Origin of the sequence: Caballeronia hypogeia (assembly GCF_001544875.2) — a bacterium.
GTDB classification, from domain to species: domain Bacteria; phylum Pseudomonadota; class Gammaproteobacteria; order Burkholderiales; family Burkholderiaceae; genus Caballeronia; species Caballeronia hypogeia.
The window spans coordinates 122,757-145,031 of the sequence record NZ_FCOA02000014.1; the positions used below are offsets into that span (position 1 = coordinate 122,757).

The window sequence follows — 22,275 nt, forward strand, 5'->3', positions numbered from 1 at the left end:
CAGTTCAGTTAATTGCAGCGAAATCACACGCCGCGTGCGAAGGCCGATTGCCGCAACGACTATCGCTGCGGCGACACATCGCGGGGGCCGCCGCGCAACGTCGATAATTCGGCGGCGTTCGTCGCGACTGCGGGCGTCGCATTCGCCGGCTCGATCTCTTCCAGCGTGCGGGCCCGCGTATTCACGCCCAGCACCAGCAACGCCAGAATCTGCAGCACGATCAAACCGATCAGGAAATTCGTGACGCCGAAAATCCCGCCGATGCCGAAGATCGCCACGATTCCGCCCTGTGCGCCGGCCGACGCCAGTCGTCCCACCGCGGCCGAAAGCGACGATCCGCGCATCCGCAGCTCCGTCGGGAAGAGTTCGGGAATATAGACGGCGAACGCAAGCGAAGTGATGCACGCGGAGCACATCATGATCACCGCGCCCGTCGCCATCAATTCGGCGGGCGAGTGCACCATCGGATAGAACGCGGTTGCGACCGCTTCGAGCGCGAGCACGCTGACGATGCTCAGGCGGCGTCCGATCCGGTCCGTCAGCGCCATGCCGATCAGACAACCGATCGGCGTGCCCAGGCCCATGACCGCCGTATAGCCGAGCGTCGACGTGACAGCGACGCCCTGCTTCACGAGAAACGTCGGGAACCAGGCGATCAGACCATAGAGCACCGACATGTTGACCGCCGACATGATCATCGTCAGCACCGTGCGGGACAACAGCGGGCGCCTGAAGAGCGCCGGATAGCCGGGAAGCGGTGCAGCGCGCGCCGGCGCTTCGGCGGCCGGTGGGGCCGTGACGCTCGCGGCGACCGTGTCCCATGCCGGCACGTTGGGAAAGCGCGCTTCGATCGAGCGCAGCATCGCATCGGCTTCGTCGTGACGTCCCTGCGACTCGAGCCAGCGCGGCGATTCGGGCATCGACTTGCGCATGAACCAGATTCCGACCGCGCCGAGGCCGACCAGCGCGAACATCGAACGCCAGCCCAGCGCCGGAATCGCCCAGTAACCGACAATGCCGGTCGCCGTCACCGACAGATTCGTGAGCAGCGCGAGAATCGCGCCGAACCGACCGCGCGCGAGGCTCGGAACAAATTCGCCCAGCGCCGCATAGCCGATGATCAGCTCGGCGCCGAGGCCGACGCCCATCACGAAGCGCAATCCGATCAGGACTGTCATGCTCGGCGCGAATACCGCCGCGATCGATGCGAGTCCGAACACCGCGAGGTTGAACTGATACGCCGTCCGGCGTCCGTATCGGTCGCCGATATAGCCCCCGATCAGCGAACCCAGCCACATGCCGATCAGGGTGCTCGAAATGAAGGCCGCGTTGCTTTGCAGCGTCGACCATCCGCTCTTGACGAGAGTAGCCAGCACACCGCTCTGAAGATAAATGTCGAACGCGTCGAGGAACAGGCCTGCCCCGATCATGCCCACCAGATGCCAATGGAATCGGCCGATCGGCAAACGGTCGAGGCGAGCGCCGGAATGGGCGCGCAGCGAGGGGGATTGGCTCAAGAATCGTCTCCTGTTGGGGCCTTCGGAACCGTGCGGGCGTCTCTCGTGGGATCGCTCTCGATATCGTCCGTGCTCGCGACCGATCAATGAAGCGCGTGATACGGTCAGGCAACGGCAGACGATCCCCGCCCGGTCCGCAGGCCGGGGATTCACGCCATATTAAGCCCGTGAGAAGAAAACTTTTATTGAATAATTTTTAGATTTCACGTCAATTTTTTTGACTTAACGACTCCGCTTCACGGGACGGAAACGCCATGCGGCCCGACTTCACACGGCGTCCGGCGTCGCCGTCCGATCGACGGAGCGCGTTGCCGCGAGCAGGATTTCCTGCAAGGCGCGCAATTGCCGGCTCTCGACGTCCGCCTTGCGAGTGACGAGCGAGAACTGCAGGACCGGCGCGTCACGCAGCGCGATCACCGTGACGGGATAAAGCGTACAAATGGCCGGTTCCATCAACGGAACGAGCGAGATGCCGAGGCCCGCACTGACCAGCGGCGCTATTGCACGGACGCTGTCGAACTCCAGGCTTCCATCCGGCTTTCCGCCGAAGCGCTGATGGATATATTTGGCGGCCATCGCGCCGGAAATCGTGTTGCGGTCATAGCGGATCCATTCGTAGCGCTTGAGCAGCGCGGTCAGCGACCGCTCGCGCTCCTGCGGCGGCACCATCAGCGTGAGCCCGCGCTTGAGCAGCGGCTGCCAGTGCAGGCGGGACACGCCCCGCTCCGGCTGCGCGACGACCGCGGCATCGAGATCTCCCGCCTTGACCGCGTTGGTCAGCTCCGCGCTCTTGCCCCGCCGGGTTTGCAGATGCAGAAGCGGATACCGCGCCCTGAGCCGCTTGAGCAGTTCCGGCAGCACGACCGGCAGCATCGACTCGAGCATGCCGAGCTGCACGTGACCTTCAACCTGAAAGCTGGGCTGACGGCGGAACGCATCGAGCCGCGTGAGCATGCCGCGCAGCAATTCCGACAATTCGTAAGCGGCCGGCAACGGCCTGACTTCCAGACCCGAACGGTCGAACAGTTGTTGTCCGACATACCCCTCGAGCTGCTTCATCTGCATGCTGACGGCGCTCGGTGTCAGATGCAGCGCCTTTGCCGCGCCCGCGAGCGATCCCGTATCCAGCACGGCCTGCAAGGTGTTGAAGGTCTCGATCTTCATCAGAAATTTTGTTGTGATTCGTCAGAAAAACTCCATTTTAGCTTACGTAGTGTTCGCCTATGCTGGGAGGGTGAAGGGATCGAACCCTGCGTACATGAAGCGCGATACGCGCTGTCAACAAGGAGATACGAAGATGGTGGAAGCATCGGTGAAGTCGTCCGCGTCCGCGCCCGGCAGCGCGCATCAGGGTAAGCCCCAAATATGGTACAGCGCCGACCTCGAACGCGATCAGTCGTGGACGCTCAGGATGAGCGACGAAGCCGCGGAAGGATTCGACAAAGCCATGCGCCATGCGAAGGCGCTCGGCAAGCCGCTGCTCGACATGACGTCGGACGACTTTCCGCTCGAAGCCGCTTCCGCCGAAATCCTGCATCGCGCCTTCAGGGCCACGCAGCAACGCTGGGGCATGTGCCTGCTGAAGGGCTTCCCGGTGCATGAATGGTCTGTCGAAGAAGCGAAGCTCGCTTACTGGGGCATCGGCTTGCATGTCGGCGTCGCGCGCACTCAGAACCGCGCCAGCGACGTCATGAACGATGTGCGCGATTCGGGCGCGACCTACAAGTCGAAGAACGGTCGCGGCTACAACACGAACGCGGCGCTCGACTTCCACGCGGACTCCTGCGACGTCGTCGCCCTGCTCTGCCTTCAACCGGCCAAGTCGGGCGGACAGAGCAAGATCACCAGTTCGTTCGCGATGGTCGAAGAGATCCGCAAGCGTCGCCCCGAACTGATCGACGCGCTCAAGGGGCCGGTCCACCACAGCTATCAGGGCACGCAGGCGCCCGGCCGTGCGGGTTTCTACAACTGCCCGGTGATCGGGTCGTTGCCGGATCACTTCGCGCTGCGCGCCAACCGCAAGAACACCAACGCGGCCCAGGCGGATTTTCCGGAAGTGCCGCGCCTCACGCCTGAACTCACCGAAGCGCTCGATCTGCTGGACGAACTCGCCGCCGATCCGCGCCTGTGCTTTTCCATGTGGCTCGAACAGGGCGACCTGCAACTGCTGAACAACTACGTGATGCTGCATTCGCGCACCGAGTTCGAAGATTTCGAAGAGGAAGCGAAGCGCCGCCATCTGCTGCGCCTGTGGATGTCCGTGCCCGATTCGGCGCCGCTGCCGCCCGAATGGGAGTATTACTTCGGCGACGTGCGTCCCGGTTCCGTGCGCGGTGGCGTGCGTGGCAGTTATATCACCGAGGCGTTCGTGCGCTTCGAGAAGCGTCAGGCGGAACGCATGAACATGCCGTTGAAGCCGGGTCTCGACGGTACAGTCCCGGTTCCGACGAACGCAGCGGGAGAAGCACATGTCGCAGCTTGACGAGGCATCGAAATCGCGCGGATGCGGCGCCGGTCTGAAGCGCCGCCTCGCCGCAGGCGAGACCGTGCTGGCGCCAGGCATCTACGATGCGCTCACCGCGCTGACCGCGGAGCAGGCTGGATTCAACGCGCTTTATCTGTCCGGCGGCGCGGTCGCCTATACATCGCTCGGGCGCTCCGACGTCGGCCTGACGACGGCCAAGGAGGCGGTCGACACGTTGTGGCGCATCACCGACCGCGTGCGCACGCCGGTGATCGTCGACGGCGACACCGGCTTCGGCAACGCGCTGAACACGCAGCGCACGGTGCGCGATTTCGAGCGCGCCGGCGCCGCAATGATCCAGCTCGAAGACCAGAGCTTCCCGAAACGTTGCGGGCACCTTGCCGACAAGACGCTGGTGACGTCGGCAGAAATGTGCGGAAAACTGCGCGCGGCGCTCGATGCACGCCATTCGCCGGACACGCTGATTCTCGCGCGCACCGATGCGATCGCAGTCGAAGGATTCGACGCGGCGATGGAGCGCGCCGAAGCGTATCTGGCGTGCGGCGTCGATGCGCTGTTCGTCGAAGCGGTCAACACCACCGAGCAGATGGACATCGTCTGCAAGCGGTTCGGCGAACGCATCCCGCTTCTCGCGAACATGGTGGAAGGCGGCAGGACGCCGGTCCGAAGCGTGGAAGAATTGCGTCGGCGCGGCTATCGCATCGTCATTTTTCCCGGTGGTACGGCGCGATTCGTCGCGCACGGTCTGCAGCGGTACTACGCGAGTCTGCTGGCCAACGGCACGACCGAACCGATGTGGCCGCAGATGCTGACGTTCGACGGTCTGAACGAACTCATCGGCACGCCGGAGCTGCTTGCATCGAGCAAACGCTACGCTTGAATTCGGCGCGGCCACATGCGGTGTGGGCGAAGGCCACTTTGTAAAGCGAGCGGTCGCACATGGCAGCATGTGCGCCGCTTTCTCGCGTCACGGATTGCACTAGATCGTCACCACGATCTTGCCGATCTGATTTCCCGCTTCCATATAGCGATGCGCTTCGGCGATTTCATCGAAGCCGAAAGTCCGGTCGATCACCGGCCGCAGTGCTCCTTCCGACACCCCCCGGCTGCCGAACCGGCGGTGTTCAACGCTTGAATCGGCGGTATGCGCCGAATCGCTACAATGTCGCGGATGAATTTCCCTTCGACAGCGTCGAGCTCGACATGCTGACTTCCCATTTCTGGAGCGGTGACGCCATTCGCAGCCGAAGCGTGAGCGACATCGTGCTATCGGCCACGCTCGACGTGCCCGCGCCGTCCGCGCGCGTGCTGGCGGATTGGCAAAGAGAGACAGCGTCGCGGCTCGAACTGGAGCCGGGTGATGTCGAGGTCATGCCTCTGGCGCGAACGCAGATGCGCTGGCCTGACTACAGGCAGTGCGTGCAGGCGATGTCGGACTGGACGCGCGCGCTCGGACTGTCCAACGTGCTCGCCTCCAGTGACATGGCGCTCATGGCCTGTCGTGGCGCGCATTACCATCACGACGGCGCGCAATATGGCAGCGCCGCCTTCTGCAACCTCTTCCTGAGCGAAGACAGAGGTCTGGACTTGCATTTTCCCCATGCGGGCCATCGCATTCCGCTGAAACGGGGCACGGCTGTGATCTTCGATACCGGCCAGCCTCACGGCGTCATTCAGCGCCGCAGCTCGGGCTTCAATGCGGCCGACTTTCCGCCGGACCAGGATTGCATCCAGATATTCCTGACGTGGGAGCTTCCGATCGAAGACGCTGGTGTAGGACGGGCGCTCGAAGTTTGCTTCGATGTCGCCCGTCAGACCTCGACGCAACTCGACGAACAGCAAGTCTTGCTGGACGGCGCACCCGTCGCCGTGTGCCCTGAATCCGGTGTGCTCAATCGAACCGGTAGAGCTTCGCCGGATTCGTGACGAAAACCATCCGCTGCCGTTCGGGCTTGCCGATCCAGTCAGCGAAGACATCGACCAGATTCGCGTCGTCGGGCTTGGCGCCCTTCACGCTCGGATGCGGCCAGTCCGTTCCCCAGATCATGCGTTCCGGCGCCATGCCGATGAACGCCTTCGCTACGGGCGCGACGTCGTCGAAACCGGGGGCGCCGGTTTTCGTGTCGATGTAGGCGCCCGACAACGTGATCCACGTATTGCCCTTGTCCACAAGGCGCTGCGCGGTTCTGAACGCGTCTGACTTGAGGCCATCGGGCTGCGGAATGTGTCCGATGTGATCGATCACCAAAGGACACGGCAGATTCGCGAGCTTCGTTTCCAGTTCCGGCAAATGCTCGCCGCCGACGACGAGTTCGACGTGCCAGCCAAGCGGCGCGATGCGCGCGGCCAGCGGCGCGAGCATCTCGACCGGCGTCACCGACGACAGGCTGAGATTGAAGCGAATCGCGCGAATGCCGCCCTGGTCGAGCGCGCGCAGTTCGTCGTCCGACACCGTCGTGTCGACGACCGCCACGCCGCGTGCATGCCCGCCGAATTCCTTGATCGCGTTCAGCGTGACGCGGTTATCCGTGCCGTACGTCGAAGGCGTGACGACGACGTTGCGATGCATGCCGAGCCGCTTTTGCAGTTGCCGGTATTGCGCGATGGTCGCGTTCGCCGGGCGCAGCTTCGTGCCGGGCGCGACGGGAAAGCGATCGTCATAGATATGCATATGACAATCGATGGCGCCGTCTGGCAGCCGGAACGCCGGCGATGCGCTGCCGCCCGACCAGGTCTCGTCGGCAAACGCCGTCGCCGGAAGCGCGCCTGCCAGCGTCAGCGCGCCCATCGTTTGAAGGAAGTGTCGTCGGTTCGTCGAACGCATGGCTTACGCGGTCTCCGTCTTGTTTGCATAGCGTCCGGACTGGCCCCGTCCGTTGCGCGTGAGCAGAAGCAGCGTCGCCACGCTGATGAGCGTCAGCACTGCGAGCGGCATCAGCGCCAGCGCGTAGCTGCCTGTCGCTTCCTTGACCCAGCCGTAGACGTTCACCATCAGCCCGCCGCCGAGCAGATTGGCGATCGCGTTGATCGTCGCGAGACCGGCCGCGACGGCGCTGTTCGACAGCATGTCGGTGGCGAGCGCCCAGAACGGGCCCTTGAACGAATACGCGCCGACCAGCACTGCGCAGAGCATGAAGATCGTCGGTACGAGCGAGCCGCTCAGCGAGGTCGCGAAGAGGCCGAGTCCGATCAGCAGCATCGGCACCACCGTATGCCAGCGGCGCTCCTTCACGCGATCCGAACGGCGGCCCCAGTAGACCATCAGCACCGAGGCGACGAGATAAGGAATCGAGTTCAGGAGGCCCGTCTGCATGACGGAAAGACCGAACGACTTCAGCAGTTGCGGCTGCCACACGGAAAGCGTGCTGCCCGCGGCCGATGCGCATGTATCGACGAGTGCGAGACACAGCACATAGCGATTGCGGAACAGTTTGGTCAGCGGCATGTCGAGGATTTTCTTCGGCGCGCGCGTTTCGTTGGCCAGGGCATCGACGAGCCATTTGCGTTCGTCGTCCTTGAGCCACTTCGCGTCCTCCGGCTTGTTCGTCAGCATGAAGAGACACGTGATGCCAAGCAGCACCGTCGGAATGCCTTCGAGCAAAAACAGCCAGTGCCAGCCGCGCAGGCCGCCGATGCCGTCCATCTGCAAGAGCAACGCCGAGATCGGCGAACCGATGAAGCTCGCGGCCGGAATCGCGACCATGAACGTCGCCACGATGCGCGCGCGATACGACGCGGGAATCCAGTACGAGAGATACAGCAGCACGCCCGGGAAAAAGCCCGCTTCGGCCGCGCCGAGCAGGAAGCGCAGGATGTAGAACGTCGTCGCGTCATGCACGAGAGCGGTCGACGCCGAGACGATGCCCCACGTCACCATGATCCGCGCGATCCACACGCGTGCGCCGTATTTCTGCAGCGCGAGATTGCTCGGCACTTCGCAGAAGAAGTACGAAATGAAGAACAGGCTGCTGCCGAACCCGAACACCTTCGCGGACATGCCGAGATCGTGATTCATTTGCAGCGACGCCATGCCGACGTTGCCGCGATCGATGAACGCGAGCAGATAACACACCATCAGGAACGGCACGAGCCGCCATACGACCTTGCGTATGGTCTGCCGCTCGATGTCCGACTTGTCGTTGAAACCGGAACTGACTTGCATGGACGTCTCCCAAACTATTGCGCGTCGGTGCGCTGTTTTCTGAATAATTGAAGTGCGATGACGGACAGGACGCCGGCGGCGAGGACGATCGCCATTGCGCCGAATGTGTGACGGACGCCGAGCGCCTCGGACACCGTGCCGACGAGCAGATAGCCGAAGGGCATGGTTCCGTTGTAGGCCATTCCGTACATGCCGACCAGTCCGCCGCGCACGTGTTCCGGGCATTGCCGCTGGATGGTCGCGTTGGTCGAGGTTGCGGCGAAGGTGAGGCTGAATCCGAGGGCGTAGAAGGCGGGCGTCGCGGCGAAGACCTCGGTGGTCGAGGCGAGCACGGCGAGCGCGGCGACGGCCGTCCACGGCGACCACGCGATGAAGCGCCGCGACGCGCGCGGCCCGAGCGCCGACGACAGCAATGCCGCCGCGCTCAGCGAACCGGCGCCGGCGCACGCGAAGAACACGCCGGTGAAACGCGCCGCGTCGTGATACGCGCGGTCCGACAGCAAAGGCACGAGCGTTTGATAACTGCCCGCAAACAAGCCGATGCACGCGAGCACCGGCAGATAGCGTGCCGAAAACGCATCCGACATCACGTAGCCGACGGCATCGCGCAAGCTGCTGTCCACTCGCGCCGGCCGCGCGCCGGAGGTTTTGATCGAACGCACGCACAGGGCCATGAAGACAAGCGCGAGCGCATAGATCACGAACGACGTTCTCGGTCCGAAACCCGGATACACGAAGCCGGCAATCGTCGGACCGACCATGCGGCCGACGTTATACACCATCGTGTTCATCGCGACGGCGTTCGACGTGTGCCTCGCGTCTTCGAGGCTCGTCAGCAGCAGCACTTGCCGCGCGGGCACTTCGATCGCGCTCGACACGCCGATCGCCAGTGCATGCGCGAGAATCAGCTTCACGCCGAGCAGGCCGAGCAAGGACAAAATGAAGAGACTGCTCGTGAGAAGCAGCGACATCATCAGCACGCACAGCGTCACGCGCCGCGCGTTCGCCGAGCTGACCCGCGATCCGGCGAGCGGCGACACGATCAGTTGCGGCCCGTACAGCAGAAAATTCAGCAACGCGAGAATCGCCGCCGAATCCGACAGGTGGAACACGAGCAGATTCAGCGTGACGTTCTGCGTCCAGCTTCCGAGCACGGAGGCGACCTGTCCGCCGAGATAGCGCCGCAAGGACGCTTCGGTCAGCGCAGGAAACAGCCTGCCGAGGAGACCCGCTTGCGCGACCGTGTTCATGACAGCGCCTTTACGCGCGCGTCCGGCGCAAGCGGACCCTTGCAAGCGGGCGACTGGGAAGCATGGACGATTTGCACGGCGTTTCCTCGTCAGAACTTCTGCCGCATGCCGATGGTGACGCCGGTCTGGTTATAGCCCGGCGCGACCGTGCCGTAACCGTTCACGCCCAGCGCGGAGTTGTCCTTGTTGCGCGCGAAGCCTACGGTTGCATAGAGGTCGGTGCGCTTGGACAGGAAGTAGTCCGCGCACAGCACCGCGAGCCACGGATCGGCGCTCGTCGAATGCACGTCCTGGTAATACGCGGTCGCGGTGAGCTGGAACGCGGGCGTCACCATGTATTGCGCGCCGGCGTAGTACAGATTGGCCGCGTTCGCCTCCGAGCCGTTCGCGACGACGATCGGGTTCACCGGCAGGAAATCGTTCGATGCGCGCAGATAGCGATAGCCGCCGAACGCCTTCACGGCGCCGAAATCGTAGCTCGCGGCCGCCATCGCGCGGCGCTCGGTACCGGTGTTCGTCGCGACCGTGTTGCTGTTGCGCTGCTCGTAGGACACGCTCGCCGCGAACGGACCGGTAGCGTAGGTCAGCGCGCCGCTGAAGAAGCGGCCGGTGATTTCCGCGCCCGGCACTTCGGCGCCGTAGCCCGTGTCATAGCGCGTGCTGTACATCGCCTGCGCGGTGAGCGGACCGAACTTGCCCGTGTACTTCACCGAGTTGTCGATGCGCGCGGCCATCGCGTAGTCGATGGAGAGAATCGAATAACGCGACGATGCGCCCATCGGATCGAACTGGACCGCCTGTTCGTACATCAGCGAGTTCTGGCGGCCGAGCGTGAGTTGCTGGCCCTTGTACGACAGACCGACCCAGGCCTGGCGGCCGAACAGACGCGAGGTCGTGGTCGGATTCGCGCCGAGGCCGCGCGTCGATTGCGCGGTCGTGCCGTCGTTGATGTTGAAACCGTTTTCGAGCGCGAAGATCGCCTTCACTCCGCCGCCCAGGTCCTCGACGCCCTTCAGGCCCCAGCGCGAGCCGGACAGGTTGCCGGACACTTCGCGCGTCTGACCACCGCCCGCCGTGGTGTTGTTGATGTGCTCGATGCCGACATCGGCGATGCCGTACAAAGTGACGCTGCTTTGCGCGTGCGCCGTGCCCGCAGCGAGTGTCATGCCCGCAACTGCGACGGTTCCGAGCACGAAAGTGGAAGTGGCGTTGGCTTTCTTGTGAGCCTTCGTCAAAAGCATGGTGTCTCCAGACAGTGGGTTATAAATTTGGTTTGCTGCGTGATTGCGCGCGATGGAGCGCGCTCATGCTTCGTGCGCGGCAGGCGCTTCGCCCGCGTCCGCGCCCGGATCGCCGAGCCAGGCGATGATCAGCGCGCCGAGCAGCAGCACGCCCGACACAGCGAGCAGCGGCACGCTGAAGCCGCCGGACCACTGCTTGAGCGCGCCGATCATCGACGGTCCGACGAAGCCGCCGAGATTGCCCACCGAGACGATGAGCGCGAGCCCGCCCGCCGCGGCGCGGCCGGTGAGAAAGCCCGAGGGAATGGCCCAGTAGGTCGCCTGAAAAGCCAGAATGCCGCTCACGGTGAAGCACAGCGCGATCAGCTTGATGGCGGGCGCATCGATGAAGGTGCTCGCGCACAGCGCCACGGCCGCGACGACCAGCGCGCCCGCCACGTAGGGAATTCGATTCGCCGCACGATTGGCGACACGCGCCCACCACAGCATCACAACCGCGCCGAGCGCGTAGGGAATCGCCGTGAGCCAGCCGACGACCGTATGCTCGACGCCGAACTGCTTGATGATCTGCGGCATCCACAAGCCGACGCCGAGCGATCCGACGATCCCGCAGAAGTTGATGAACGCGAGCACGAAGACGCGCCAGTTGGTCATTGCATCCCGCAGATTGCTGCCGTGCTTCGCGCCGATGTCGCCCTGCTCCTGCGCGAGACGGCGCGCGAGCGAGGCCTTCTCTTCGTCGGTCAGCCATTTCGCTTTCTCGGGCCGGTCCGCGAGCACGAACAGACACGCGATGCCGAGCAGCACGGCGGGCACGCCTTCGATCAGCAACAACCATTGCCAGCTACGCAAACCATGCAGGCCGCCGAGCTGAAGCAGCGCGCCCGAGATGGGCGAGCCGATCATGTTGGCCACCGGAATGCCGACGAGGAACGCGGCCGTCACCTTGGCGCGCCACTTGCCGGGAAACCAGTGCGTGAAGTACAGGTAGATGCCAGGGGTGAAGCCCGCTTCGGCGAGCCCGAGCAGAAAGCGCGCGGCCGCGAAGCTCTTCGGTCCGACCACGAACGCCGTCAGCATCGAAAACACGCCCCACGTGATCATGATCCGCGCGATCCAGATGCGTGCGCCCACCTTCTGCATGATCAGGTTGCTCGGAATCTCGAACAGAAAGTAGCCGATGAAAAACAGGCCCGCGCCGAAGCCGAACTGCTCGGCGGTCAGGCCCAGCTCCTTGTTCATCGTCAGCGCGGCGAATCCGACGTTGGTGCGGTCGAGATAGCTGATGACGTAGCACACGAAGATGAACGGCAGGATGCGGCGAAAGGCTTTGGCGAGCGTGCGCTCGCTGGCTGCATGGTCTTCGCTCGCGAGATGCGCGGCGTTTTGCGTCTCGCCGCTTCGCCCGGCGTTCGACGCGCTCAATGTCGATGAAACATTCATGATTGCTCCTCCATCGCTGCGGTCAGTGCGCGTCGTGTTGCTTCGCTCGTTGCGGCAGCGGACCGGCGATCTTCATCTCGGCCCGCAGGACCGTGCCGCTGACGGATTCGGTCATGTAGAGCGTCTTCATGTCCGCGCCGCCGAAGCACAGGTTCGTGAGCGACGCGCCGGCCGGGCTCGTGAGAATCTCCACCGGTTCCGCGCGATGATTCAGGACCCATACGCGCCCGAGCCCCGGATTCGCCACGAGCACGCGGCCATCGGCATCGATCGTCAGGCCGTCGGGGCCGCTCGGACCGTAGGACGTGAAGAACTGCCCCACCTTGCTGACCGAGCCATCGGCCTGAAGCGGCACGCGCCACACGCAGTTGCCCCGCGTCATGCCGACGAACAGCACGTTTTCATCGGGCGACAGCACGAGGCCGTTCGGGCTCGGGCAATTGCCGAGCAGCATGTCGAGCCTGCCTTCCGGCGACAGGCGATACACGCGGCCGGTCGGATCGTGCAGACCGCTCTGCCCCTGATCGGTGAAGAAGAGATTGCCCTTCGAATCGAACGTCAGATCGTTCACGCCCTTGAAGCGCTCCGAGTTGCGGCGCTCCAGATACGGCCGCACTTCGCCGCGTTCGATGTCGAGCAGCATCAGGCCGTTGCGGTAATCGGTGATGAGCAGATGCGCATCGTCGAAACGCTTCATGCCGTTGGGCTCGCCGTCGTATTGCACGACGAGCTCCCACTCGCCCGAAGGCGAAATCCGGAACACGCGGCCATGCGGTATGTCGGTGACGAACAGGAAACCCTTCGGGTCCCAGACCGGGCCTTCGAGGAACGAATCCGTCGCCTGGCCGCCGCGATTGGCGCGCGCCCATTCGGTCCGGACCTCGGGCTTGCGGAACTTCTCCGGCATGCGCGTGAAAACGGCGGCCTCGCGCACCTCGGGCGATGTGAGATAGAACATGATCGACCTTCGATTGGAACTGTTGCTTCAGGCCGCGTTGCGGGCGTGCTCTTCGAGCACGGCCAGCACGTTGGCGGCGGCGCCGCGGCCCATGTTCACGTAGGCGGCATCGCTGACGCCGCCGATATGCGGCGACAGAATCGCGTTCGGGATGTTCTGGAACGGATGCGGCGTGGTCATCGGTTCGACGTCGAAGCTGTCGAGACCGGCGGAGTGCAATTGACCGCTGGCGAGTGCGCCGGCGAGCGCGGCTTCGTCGATGAGACCGCCGCGCGCCGTGTTCACGAGAATCGCGCCGCGCTTGAAGCGGGCGAATGCCTGCGCGTCGAGCATCCCGCGGTTCTCAGGCGTCAGCGGGCAGTGCAGCGAGACGATGTCGGAGGCGGCGTACAACTCGTCGAGCGAGACGAGCGTCACGCCCTGCGGCGCTTCCTTCGCGTAGGGGTCGTGAGCGAGCACCGTCATGCCGAACGCGACGCCGACCGCCGCCACGCGACGGCCGATCGCGCCCAGCCCGACGAGCCCGAGCGTGCGGCCATCGAGTTCGACGGACTTGTGCGTGGACTTGTCCCAATGGCCTGCGCGCATGCGCGCATCGAGCTGCGGGACGGAGTTCGCGCAGGCGAGGATCAGCGCCCACGCATGCTCGGCGACCGCCGCGGCGTTCGCGCCGACCGCCGCGCGCACCGCGATGCCGCGCTCGGCGGCGGCCGCCTGATCGATCACGTCGATGCCGCTGCCATGCTTCGAAATCACTTGCAGGTTGCGGCCCGCGTCCATGATGCGCGCGTTGATCTTGCCGTAACGCACGATGATCGCGACCGGATCGTGACGCGCGCTCAACGCGACGAGATCGTCTTCGCTCGGCTGCTTGCCCGCGAACACGACGTCGAATCCGGGGAGCATCTCGAGCGCTTGCGGCGCGAGATCGGCGGCCGTCACGAGAACGACCGGCTTTTGCGAAGTCGTCTGCATTACAGTGCCTCGCCTTCTGCCAGCATGCCGACCGCGCGCAGTTCCTTCTCGACCCACGCCGGACGCACGTCGCCCTTCATGATGCCGGCGATGCGCGCGGTTTCGCCATCGAGCTTCTTCTGCGCCAGATCGATGATGCGCGCCACGTCCTGACGCGGAATCACGACGACGCCGTCCGCATCGCCGACGACGAGATCGCCGGGATTGACCGCCGTGCCGCCGAGCGAGATCGGCGAGTTGACGAGGCCCGCGACGCTCTTGGTCGGGCCGCACGGATTCAGGCCGGCCGAGAAGATCGGATAGTCGCCGTTCGCGAGTTCGTGCGCGTCGCGCACGGCGGCGTCGATGATGATGCCGGCGATGCCGCTCGCCTTCGCTTGCGCCGCCATGATTTCGCCGAGCAGCGCGCAGCTGATGTCGCCCTTGCCGTCGACGACGATCACGTCGCCCGGCTTCGCGATGGCCAGCGCCGCGTGAATCGCCAGGTTATCGCCCTGCCGCACTTCGACGGTGATCGCCGGACCGGCGACTTTCATCTTCGCCGACAGCGGCTTCACGCGGCCGTGCACCGTGCCGCGACGGCCGGCGACGTCGGCCAGGATCGCTGCCTGATATTTGGCGGCGGCTTCGACGAGTTCGGGCGACACGCGCTCGATATTGCGATTGATCGGGTTACCTGCCGGAGTCGTGCTCATGGATCTCACCTCAAGTTGATCGTTGTACTGTGTACAACAGTGGTGTACTAAGTGAAACCACTTTAAAGCACGCGGCGTAGCGAGGCCACTAGCGTTAACCCTTTTACGGTGTACATCGACGTTTTACCCTGTACAATATCGGGTAACTTTGTTCGGGGATGAGTCGAATGGGAAACGACGGAGTCGCGGCGGTAGAGAAGGCTTTATCGCTGCTGGATTGCTTCAGGCCCGGTGCGGAGTCGCTGTCGCTTGCCGCGATGGCGCAGGCGTCCGGCATGCACAAGACAACCGTGTATCGGCTGATGAACTCGCTCGAGCGAATGGGCTACGTCGTGCGCTCGCAGTCGGGCAACTACTCGCTCGGGCATCGCGTGCTGTATCTGGGCAAACTCTTCGAGCAGTCGTTCCAGTTGTCCGCAGTGGTCGAACCGGCGCTGTACGAACTCGCTGCCGCGACGAAGGAAAGCGCATCGTACTACGTGCTCGATAACGGGCAGCGCTTGTGTCTGTTCCGCGCGGAGCCATCGGAAGGGCTGCGCGAAACGCGTCTCGCCGGCACGGCGTTTCCGCTCGACGATACCGCGATCAGCCAGGTCATTCGTTACTGGGGACTCGGCGAGCCGATTTACGATGCGCCGCCCGAGATGCCGCTCTTCACGTCCGGCGCGCGCGACTCGCACACGGCCGCGTTCGCGACGCCGGTTTTCGGCGCCGGCGACAAATTCATGGCCGCGCTCACCCTGTCCGGACCCGCGTCGCGACTGAACGCGGCGCAGGCAACGGGCGAACTGGTCGCGCCTCAGCTCCGGACGGCGGCTGATTTGTCGCGAAGACTCGGCGCGAGCGTGCGGTTCTGCGAAAGCATGTACGGCGTCTGACCGCCCGATCACGCCTTCGATCAGCCGAAGCGCGTCATCGAGAAAGGCGCAAGCACGGATGGCGACTGGCCCAGACATATCGCCTCGGCGAGCAGCCGTCCGGTCGTCGCGGAAGAAGTCAGTCCGAGATGACCGTGACCAAATGCCAGCCAAAGTCCCGGATGCCGTGGGACGGCGCCCAGCACGGGCATCGAGTCGGGCATGCAGGGACGATGGCCCATCCACGTGGTCGAACCGCCCAGCAGATCGAGGGCCGGCAAACCTTTCTTCGCATGCCGCGCCAGGAGAGCGGCGCGGCGCTGATTCGGCTCTCGCACGAGGCCGCCGAACTCGACCGTGCCGGCAATTCGCAAACCCGTGTCCATTGGCGTGATAAAGACCTTGCGATCCGCGAGCACGACGGTGCGCGACAAGCGTGTGCCGCTCTCCGGCACATGCACGTGATATCCGCGCTGCGTTTCGAGCGGCACACGCACCCCGAGCGGCGCGAGCAATTGCGCGGACCACGCACCCGCGGCGATGGCGACGTCGCGCGCGAACAACGGCGCATCGCCGGTTTCGATCCGCCAGCCATCGCCGGACGGACGGATCGCCCTGACGTCGGCGCGCACGATCGACACGCCCGCTTGCGCAACGGTTCGCGCGATCGCGAGCGCGTAGCCGTGCGGATTGGTGACGGAGTGATCGTTCTCGAGGAAAAGGCCGAACGCGTACGCCTTCGAGACATCCGGCTCCATCTCCTCTATTTCCGCACGCGACAGGCGCCTGAGCCGCATTCCGTGCCCCTGCTTGATCGCCCATCCGAGCGCGTCCTTCGCGTACTGCGCCTCCGACGGGTACAGATGCAACTGCCCGTTCGTGCGCAGCTTCGTCGCATAACCGACTTCCGCCGCGAGCTGCCGCTGATCGGTCTCCGCGCTTCGGAAAAACGCGGCGAGCGACGCCGCGATCTCGCGCACGCGCGCTTCGCGCGCGGCGCGTACGAAGCGCCAGAGCCAGTCCGCCGCTTGCGGCAGATAGCCCGGCGGCAGATAGAGCGGGCCGTCGGGATCGCGGATCATCGCAAGCGTGCTTTTCAGGACGCCGGGCATCGCGAGCGGCGCGACGGAGTGAAACGACAGCGCGCCCGCATTGCCCATCGAACATTGCGAAGCGGGTTCGGCCCGATCGATGATCGTCACGCGCCGCCCGTGCTTGCGCAGGTGATGCGCGAGCGCGAGACCGATCACGCCCGCGCCGACGACTGCCACATCGATTGGTTCAGAAGAGGAAGGCATCGAGTTTGGTCGAAAGTCAGACGGTCAGATCCACGGCCTCGCGTTCGCGCGCACGGCGCGTCTATTCCACCCGACGCCGCGTCGAAATGGCCGACGCGGTCGAAATCACCAGATCGGCGAAGCGTCGCTCGTCCCGGTCGGCCTGCCATCGCGATCTCGCCACTGCGATGTTCACGGCGCCGATGCCGCGTCCGTGCGCGTTCGTGATCGCCGCCGCAGTCGAAATGTCGCTGACGAAGTATTCGTCCTCCGTGTGCGCGTAGCCCTGCTTGCGGATCTGCGCGATACGCTCCCTGATCTTGCGCGGCTGGTAGACGGTGGACGCCGTATAGGGCACGAGATTGGTGCGCGAGAGGATGTCGTCGATTTCGCCATCGGCAAGCGTCGCGAGAATCGCGAGTCCCGGGGCCGTGCAGTAAGCGGGCAGGCGCGAGCCGGTGATCACGTGCGCATTGAACACGTTGCGGCTCACGATGCGCAGGACGAACACGATATCCGTATCGTCGAGCACGGTCAGGTTGGTCGCCTCTTCCGTCTCCGAGCCGAGCTGCTGCAGATAAGGCGTCGCGCGGCTCACGAGATCGTTCGACGTGAGATAGTGATAAGTGAAGTCCAGCAGCCGCGGGGAGAGTTCGTACTTGCGGCTGTCGGGGTCCTTGAAGAGATAGCCGAGCGCGGCGAGCGTGTAAGTGAAACGCTGCGTCGCGCTCATGTCGAAGCCGGTGAGCGACGCGATCTCGGAGAGCGACAACTGACGCTTGGTGCCGTCGAAGGCGGTGAGCACCTTCATCGCCTTCTCGACGGACTGCACATACAGCGAAGACGCGCTCGGATCGGCCGCCTCTCCTCGCGCAGAAACCGCGGGGCTCTTGCGCTTGCGCGGAACTTTGGGCTCGTCGCTCATCACTATTTGTCTTTCGGTTCGTTGCGGAATTATCGCATAGCCCTAACAGCCTATCTGTATCCGATAACTAGCCTCCGCGCGCTAGGCGATCCCATGCGTTCTCCACGCTGCGCGGCAGCAGATGCTTCTTGATGCGCTCGCTCGCCGTAAGCTCGAAACTTTCCACCGCGCGGTAATAGCGCGGCAACTGAAAGCTCGCGAGCCGCTCGCGCGCCCACGCATGCAGGGTCGCCCATTCGACCGGCTCGCCCTCGAACTGGACGTTGAGCAGAATATCCTGTTCGCCGATCGGCGACGCCACCCCGATCGCCGCGCTCGCGCGAATCGCCGGATGCGCCGCGAAGATACGCTCGATCTCCCATGCCGACACGTTCTCGCCGCGCACGCGCATGCTGTCCGTCTGCCGGCCGATGAAGAAAAGATCGCCGTCGGCATCGCGCCGGGCGCGGTCGCCCGTGTGCAGCCTGCCGTTGCGCAACGCGGAGCGGGTTGCGTCGGGATTCTTCAGATAGGTCGGCAGGAACGTGCCTTCCACCTTGCTCGTCAGCACGATCTCGCCGGCTTCGCCTTCCTGCACCGGCTGGCCGTTTTCGTCGAGCAGTTCGACGTCGATCCACGGCAGTGCGCGGCCGATCGAGCCGGGCTTGCCGGTGGCGTTCATGGTCGCGAAGCTGGAGCATTCGGTCATGCCGTAGCACTCGCGCAGACGCACCTTGAGGCGTGCCTGGATCGGCTCCCATGCGGACGCGCTCACGCCCGCGCCCCAGGCCACGCGCAGCGTATGCGTGTCGGGCTGCGCGTCGTGCGGGAGTTGCATGAGGATATCGAGCACGCCGCCGAGATAGTGGAGCTGCGTCGCGCCCGCGCGCGCGACCTGCGGCCAGAACTGCGACGCCGAGAAGCGCGGCACCGCGTGCAGCGTCACCGCTTCGAGAAACGGCAGCAGCAGCATCTGCGCCCCGCCGATATGGCACAGCGGCTCCCACAGGAACAGCCGGTCACCGTCGCGGACGTCCGCGACCCGCAGCGCCGCCTCGCTCGCGATACGCATCATGCGATGCGTGAAGACGACGCCCTTCGGCGCGCCGGTCGTGCCCGACGTGTAGATCACGCACAGCGGATCGTGCACGTCGATGCGCGGCGTCGCGAATTCCGTGTTCGTGTCGCTCGCGTCGAACGCGGGCAGACGCAGACGCCGCGACGCGCCACAGTCGATCCGCGCGGTGATGTCGTCGAACTCGTCGTCGATGATGAAAAGCTTCGGCTCGGCGTGTTGCAGAAGGTATTCGAGGCCCGCGGCGCGAAGCTTGGTATTGACCGGCACCCAGACGAGGCCGCTTTGCACCAGCGCGTAGATCAGATGCACGTGCTCCGCGCTGTTGCCGAGCATCACGGCGACCCGGTCGCCCCGCGCGAGTCCGTGCTCCGCGAACCAGCGCTGCAGTTGCGCGATATGCCGCGCGACGTCCTCGCAGGTGATCGCGTGATCGTCGAAATGCGCGACGATGCGCGCGGGAGCGCGGCGCAATCCCGCCGAGAGCAAGGGCGCGCAGTCGAGTTCGTCCTCTGCGTGCCGGTGAGCGAAGTATTCTGAGTAACGATGCATGTCTGAACCGATGGATAGAGCCCGAGGTTTAGCGCGCGCGGCGCTTGAGCCAGGAGGAAACCGCGACGACCAGCGCGATCAGGATGATGAGCGTCGTCGATACCGCCGCGAGCGTCGGCGTGATCGCAAGCTGAATGTCGTCCCACATCTGCTTCGGCAGCGTCGAATTGATGCCGCCGCTCACGAAGATCGCGATGGTCAGGTCGTCGAAGGACACGAGGAACGCGAACAGGAACGCAGCGGTCACGCTCGCCATCAGGAGCGGCAGCACGACCGACGTGATGCGCCGCAGCGGCGAGGCGCCCATCACGCGCGCCGCGTCGTCCAGACGCCAGTCGAACCGCTGGAAGCCCGCGGCGAGCGTCACGACCACGTAAGGAATCGCGAGCACCGTATGGCCGATGACGAGACCGAGATTCGTGCCGGTGAGCCCGAAGCGGCCGAAGAGATAGAGCAGGCCCACGGCCACGACGATGCGCGGCACGATCAGCGGAGCGACGAGCAGCGCGAACATCGGCTTGCTGGCGCGGCGCGGCATGCGCGTCATCGCGAGCGTTGCGCCGAAGCCCAGCAGAAGCGACAGCAGCGCGGTGCCCAGGCCCACTTCGAACGAACGGATGATCGCGCTGTGCCACACCGGCGAATCCATGAACGTGCCGAACCAGCGCAAGCTGAAGGGCTTCGGCGGAAAGGCGATGTAATCGCTCTTCGTGAACGCATACGGAATCACCGAGAGCACGGGCGCGACGAGCATCACCATGATCACGCAGGTGTACAGGCCGAGCGGGCTGGCGGCGCGCGCCGACGGCTCCGCGTGCGTCTTGCGCCGCATCATGAACGGCGCGAACACGCGCCCCGCCGTCATCAGCATGGCGAGCTTGAAACCCTGCGCGCGCGAGCTGCGCGAACGCTCCGTCACTTCGCCGGTGAGCGAGGTCAGGCCGACCATGCGGTCATAGACGAAGAAGATGACGATCGAGCAGATCAGCAGCACGGTGGAGAGCGCGCCGGCGAAGCGCATGTCGAAGAGTTCGAGCACGGACGAAATCACCAGTTGCGCGATCATCGTTTCCTTCGGCGAGCCGAGCAGCGCGGGCACGATGAAGAAGCCGAGGCTCGAAATGAACACGAGCAGCCCTGCCGCCGCCACGCCCGGCGACGACAGCGGCAGGAACACCGTGAAGAAGCTCGTGCTGCGCTCCGCCCCGAGCGTTTCCGCGGCTTGCGCGAGACGGTCGTCGATGCCGCGCATCACGGGGAGCATCGTCATCACGGCGAGCGGCAGCATCGAATGAACCATGCCGATGAGCACGCCCGTCAGCGACGGAATCGTGCCGGTCGTCTCGCGCACGAGGCCGAGCGACAGCGCGATGGTCGAGAGCACGCCGGTCTTCGAAAGCAGCAGCATCCACGCGTAGGTCTTGACGAGATAGCTGGTCCAGAACGGCAGCATGATCCACAGCAGCCAGCGTTCGCGCACGCGCTCCGACAGACGGCTCAGCATGTAGGCAACCGGATAGCCGAGCAGAATGGAAAGCGCCGCCGTCATGAACGAGATGGCGAAGGTGATCCACAAGACCTTGGCGTAGACGGGCGTGCGCGCGATGCGCTCGAACTGGGCAAGGCCGATCTGCCCGTCCGCGCCGACGAGGCCGCCTTGCAGGATCTCCCCGACCGGCACGATGAAGAACACCAGCAGGAAGAGCAGCGTCGGCAGGATGGGCAGGAAGCGCATCAAACGCGCGAGCGCGACGGACCGGCCGCGCCGCGAGCTTGCGTTCTCGCGGTCCGCATGTAGAGCAATGGTCATGACGATTCCTCAGGCGTGCAGCAGCGTCGTGCGATATGGGTCCCACATGAGGCCCACCTTGTCGCCGATGCGCGGCGACAGGCTGCGCTCGCAGCGCACGGTGAGCTCGCTGCCGTCGTTCATCGAGAGCTGCACGCGCGTGTCGCTGCCGAAGAACACGACATCGGAGATCGTGCCGTCGACGAAGCCGGTTTGCGGTTCGACCAGGCGCGGCGCTTCGGGGCGCACGAGCAAGGTGTGGCGCGTGGCGGGCGTAACTGGAGCGCTCATCGGCAGCGGTATGCGGCCGCCGGCCGCGAGCAGGATCGGTTCGCCGCCCGTGCCGCGCGCGTCGTCGAGCTCGCCTTCGAGCAGATTCGAATGGCCGATGAAACCCGCCGCGAAGCGCGTGGCGGGACGATCGTAGAGATCGGCCGGCGTGCCCACCTGCTCGATGCGCGCCTGGTTCATCAGGCAGATGCGGTCGGACAGCGTGAGCGCTTCGTCCTGATCGTGCGTCACGTAGACGAAGGTCGCGCCGAGCTCCTTGTGCAGGCGGCGGATTTCGGCCTGCATGTGCTCGCGCAGCTTCTTGTCGAGTGCGCCGAGCGGTTCGTCCAACAGAATCACCGAGGGGCGGTATGCAAAGCAGCGCGCGAGTGCGATGCGCTGCTGCTGCCCGCCCGACAACTCCTTCGGAAAGCGCTTCGCGTACTCGGTCATACGCACCATCGCGAGCGCGTCGTCGACCGCCGCGCGCACTTCGTCGCGTGACTTGCGGCGCATGCGCAGACCGTACGCGACGTTGTCCCACACGCTCATGTGGGGAAACAGCGCGTAGCTCTGAAACACCATGCCGATGCCGCGCTTGCCCGGCTCGACATGCGTGACGTCGCGCCCGTCGATCTCGATGCGTCCCGCGCTCGGCGCGACGAGCCCGGAGATCATCTGCAGCAGCGTGGTCTTGCCCGAACCCGAGGGACCGAGCAGCGTCAGGAATTCGCCGGCCTGCACGGCGAGGTCCGTCGGTTCCAGCGCGACCGAATCGCCGTAGCGCTTCGCAATGCCGATTGCCTCGAGTTTCGAGCTCATGGT

Annotated in this window: 19 protein-coding genes and 1 pseudogene; 4 read left to right on the top strand and 16 right to left on the bottom strand. The window is 64.8% G+C overall.

Annotation, left to right across the window (positions count from 1 at the left end; all coding sequences use genetic code 11):
• Positions 1-59 precede the first annotated feature (59 nt).
• Together AWB79_RS21015 and AWB79_RS21020 are read right to left on the bottom strand one after the other, a co-directional pair.
• Positions 60-1,517, bottom strand: coding sequence for an MFS transporter (locus AWB79_RS21015; RefSeq protein ID WP_063963514.1), 1,458 nt, complete (start codon positions 1,515-1,517; stop codon positions 60-62).
• Positions 1,518-1,784: 267 nt separating this feature from the next.
• Positions 1,785-2,681, bottom strand: coding sequence for a LysR family transcriptional regulator (locus AWB79_RS21020; RefSeq protein ID WP_061169368.1), 897 nt, complete (start codon positions 2,679-2,681; stop codon positions 1,785-1,787).
• 133 nt (positions 2,682-2,814) lie between these two features.
• On the opposite strand from AWB79_RS21020, the gene AWB79_RS21025 reads away from it, so the two are divergent.
• Complete coding sequence (locus AWB79_RS21025; RefSeq protein WP_082862415.1) at positions 2,815-3,999, top strand: TauD/TfdA family dioxygenase; 1,185 nt, start codon at positions 2,815-2,817, stop codon at positions 3,997-3,999.
• Entirely contained in the window at positions 3,986-4,882 is an 897-nt protein-coding gene (locus AWB79_RS21030; protein WP_061169369.1) for an isocitrate lyase/PEP mutase family protein, read from the top strand. The genes AWB79_RS21025 and AWB79_RS21030 overlap by 14 nt, the downstream gene beginning before the upstream one ends.
• A gap of 99 nt (positions 4,883-4,981) precedes the next feature.
• Here AWB79_RS21030 and AWB79_RS40510 read toward each other — a convergent pair.
• A pseudogene (locus AWB79_RS40510) lies at positions 4,982-5,098 on the bottom strand (zinc-binding dehydrogenase); the annotation flags it as partial.
• A 107-nt stretch (positions 5,099-5,205) separates the two neighbouring features.
• On the opposite strand from AWB79_RS40510, the gene AWB79_RS21035 reads away from it, so the two are divergent.
• A complete protein-coding gene (locus AWB79_RS21035; protein WP_061169424.1) occupies positions 5,206-5,928 on the top strand; it encodes a hypothetical protein in 723 nt (240 codons plus the stop codon).
• Here AWB79_RS21035 and AWB79_RS21040 read toward each other — a convergent pair.
• From AWB79_RS21040 to AWB79_RS21075, 8 genes are all read right to left on the bottom strand, one after another.
• Positions 5,894-6,826: an amidohydrolase family protein gene (locus tag AWB79_RS21040; protein WP_061169370.1), complete on the bottom strand. Its 933-nt coding sequence runs from the start codon at positions 6,824-6,826 to the stop codon at positions 5,894-5,896. The two genes, AWB79_RS21035 and AWB79_RS21040, sit on opposite strands and share 35 nt — an antisense overlap.
• A 3-nt stretch (positions 6,827-6,829) precedes the next feature.
• The gene (locus AWB79_RS21045; RefSeq protein ID WP_061169371.1) at positions 6,830-8,164 is read right to left on the bottom strand and encodes an MFS transporter; all 1,335 of its coding nucleotides are present in this window, start codon (positions 8,162-8,164) and stop codon (positions 6,830-6,832) included.
• Positions 8,165-8,178: 14 nt separating this feature from the next.
• Positions 8,179-9,414: an MFS transporter gene (locus AWB79_RS21050; RefSeq protein WP_061169372.1), complete on the bottom strand. Its 1,236-nt coding sequence runs from the start codon at positions 9,412-9,414 to the stop codon at positions 8,179-8,181.
• Between the two features lie 89 nt (positions 9,415-9,503).
• Entirely contained in the window at positions 9,504-10,655 is a 1,152-nt protein-coding gene (locus AWB79_RS21055) for a porin (RefSeq protein ID WP_061169373.1), read from the bottom strand.
• A gap of 63 nt (positions 10,656-10,718) precedes the next feature.
• Entirely contained in the window at positions 10,719-12,098 is a 1,380-nt protein-coding gene (locus AWB79_RS21060) for an MFS transporter (protein WP_061169374.1), read from the bottom strand.
• Between the two features lie 22 nt (positions 12,099-12,120).
• Positions 12,121-13,056: an SMP-30/gluconolactonase/LRE family protein gene (locus tag AWB79_RS21065; protein ID WP_061169375.1), complete on the bottom strand. Its 936-nt coding sequence runs from the start codon at positions 13,054-13,056 to the stop codon at positions 12,121-12,123.
• 27 nt (positions 13,057-13,083) lie between these two features.
• Positions 13,084-14,031, bottom strand: coding sequence for an NAD(P)-dependent oxidoreductase (locus tag AWB79_RS21070; protein WP_061169376.1), 948 nt, complete (start codon positions 14,029-14,031; stop codon positions 13,084-13,086).
• The gene (locus AWB79_RS21075; protein ID WP_061169377.1) at positions 14,031-14,726 is read right to left on the bottom strand and encodes an RraA family protein; all 696 of its coding nucleotides are present in this window, start codon (positions 14,724-14,726) and stop codon (positions 14,031-14,033) included. The genes AWB79_RS21070 and AWB79_RS21075 overlap by 1 nt, the downstream gene beginning before the upstream one ends.
• Positions 14,727-14,893: 167 nt before the next feature.
• Between AWB79_RS21075 and AWB79_RS21080 the strand changes: the two genes are divergently transcribed.
• The gene (locus AWB79_RS21080; protein ID WP_061169378.1) at positions 14,894-15,604 is read left to right on the top strand and encodes an IclR family transcriptional regulator; all 711 of its coding nucleotides are present in this window, start codon (positions 14,894-14,896) and stop codon (positions 15,602-15,604) included.
• A gap of 20 nt (positions 15,605-15,624) precedes the next feature.
• On the opposite strand, the gene AWB79_RS21085 is transcribed toward AWB79_RS21080, so the two are convergent.
• The 5 genes from AWB79_RS21085 to AWB79_RS21105 all read right to left on the bottom strand — a co-directional run bounded on the left by AWB79_RS21085 (position 15,625) and on the right by AWB79_RS21105 (position 22,272).
• Complete coding sequence (locus AWB79_RS21085) at positions 15,625-16,881, bottom strand: NAD(P)/FAD-dependent oxidoreductase (RefSeq protein ID WP_061169379.1); 1,257 nt, start codon at positions 16,879-16,881, stop codon at positions 15,625-15,627.
• A 61-nt stretch (positions 16,882-16,942) separates the two neighbouring features.
• Positions 16,943-17,785, bottom strand: a complete 843-nt coding sequence (locus tag AWB79_RS21090; RefSeq protein ID WP_061169380.1) for an IclR family transcriptional regulator — start codon at positions 17,783-17,785, stop codon at positions 16,943-16,945.
• A gap of 67 nt (positions 17,786-17,852) precedes the next feature.
• On the bottom strand, positions 17,853-19,391 hold the full coding sequence (locus AWB79_RS21095) for an AMP-binding protein (protein ID WP_061169381.1): 1,539 nt from the start codon (positions 19,389-19,391) through the stop codon (positions 17,853-17,855).
• A gap of 28 nt (positions 19,392-19,419) precedes the next feature.
• Positions 19,420-21,201: an ABC transporter permease subunit gene (locus AWB79_RS21100; RefSeq protein ID WP_061169382.1), complete on the bottom strand. Its 1,782-nt coding sequence runs from the start codon at positions 21,199-21,201 to the stop codon at positions 19,420-19,422.
• Between the two features lie 9 nt (positions 21,202-21,210).
• A complete protein-coding gene (locus tag AWB79_RS21105; protein ID WP_061169383.1) occupies positions 21,211-22,272 on the bottom strand; it encodes an ABC transporter ATP-binding protein in 1,062 nt (353 codons plus the stop codon).
• Between the last annotated feature and the right edge of the window lie 3 nt (positions 22,273-22,275).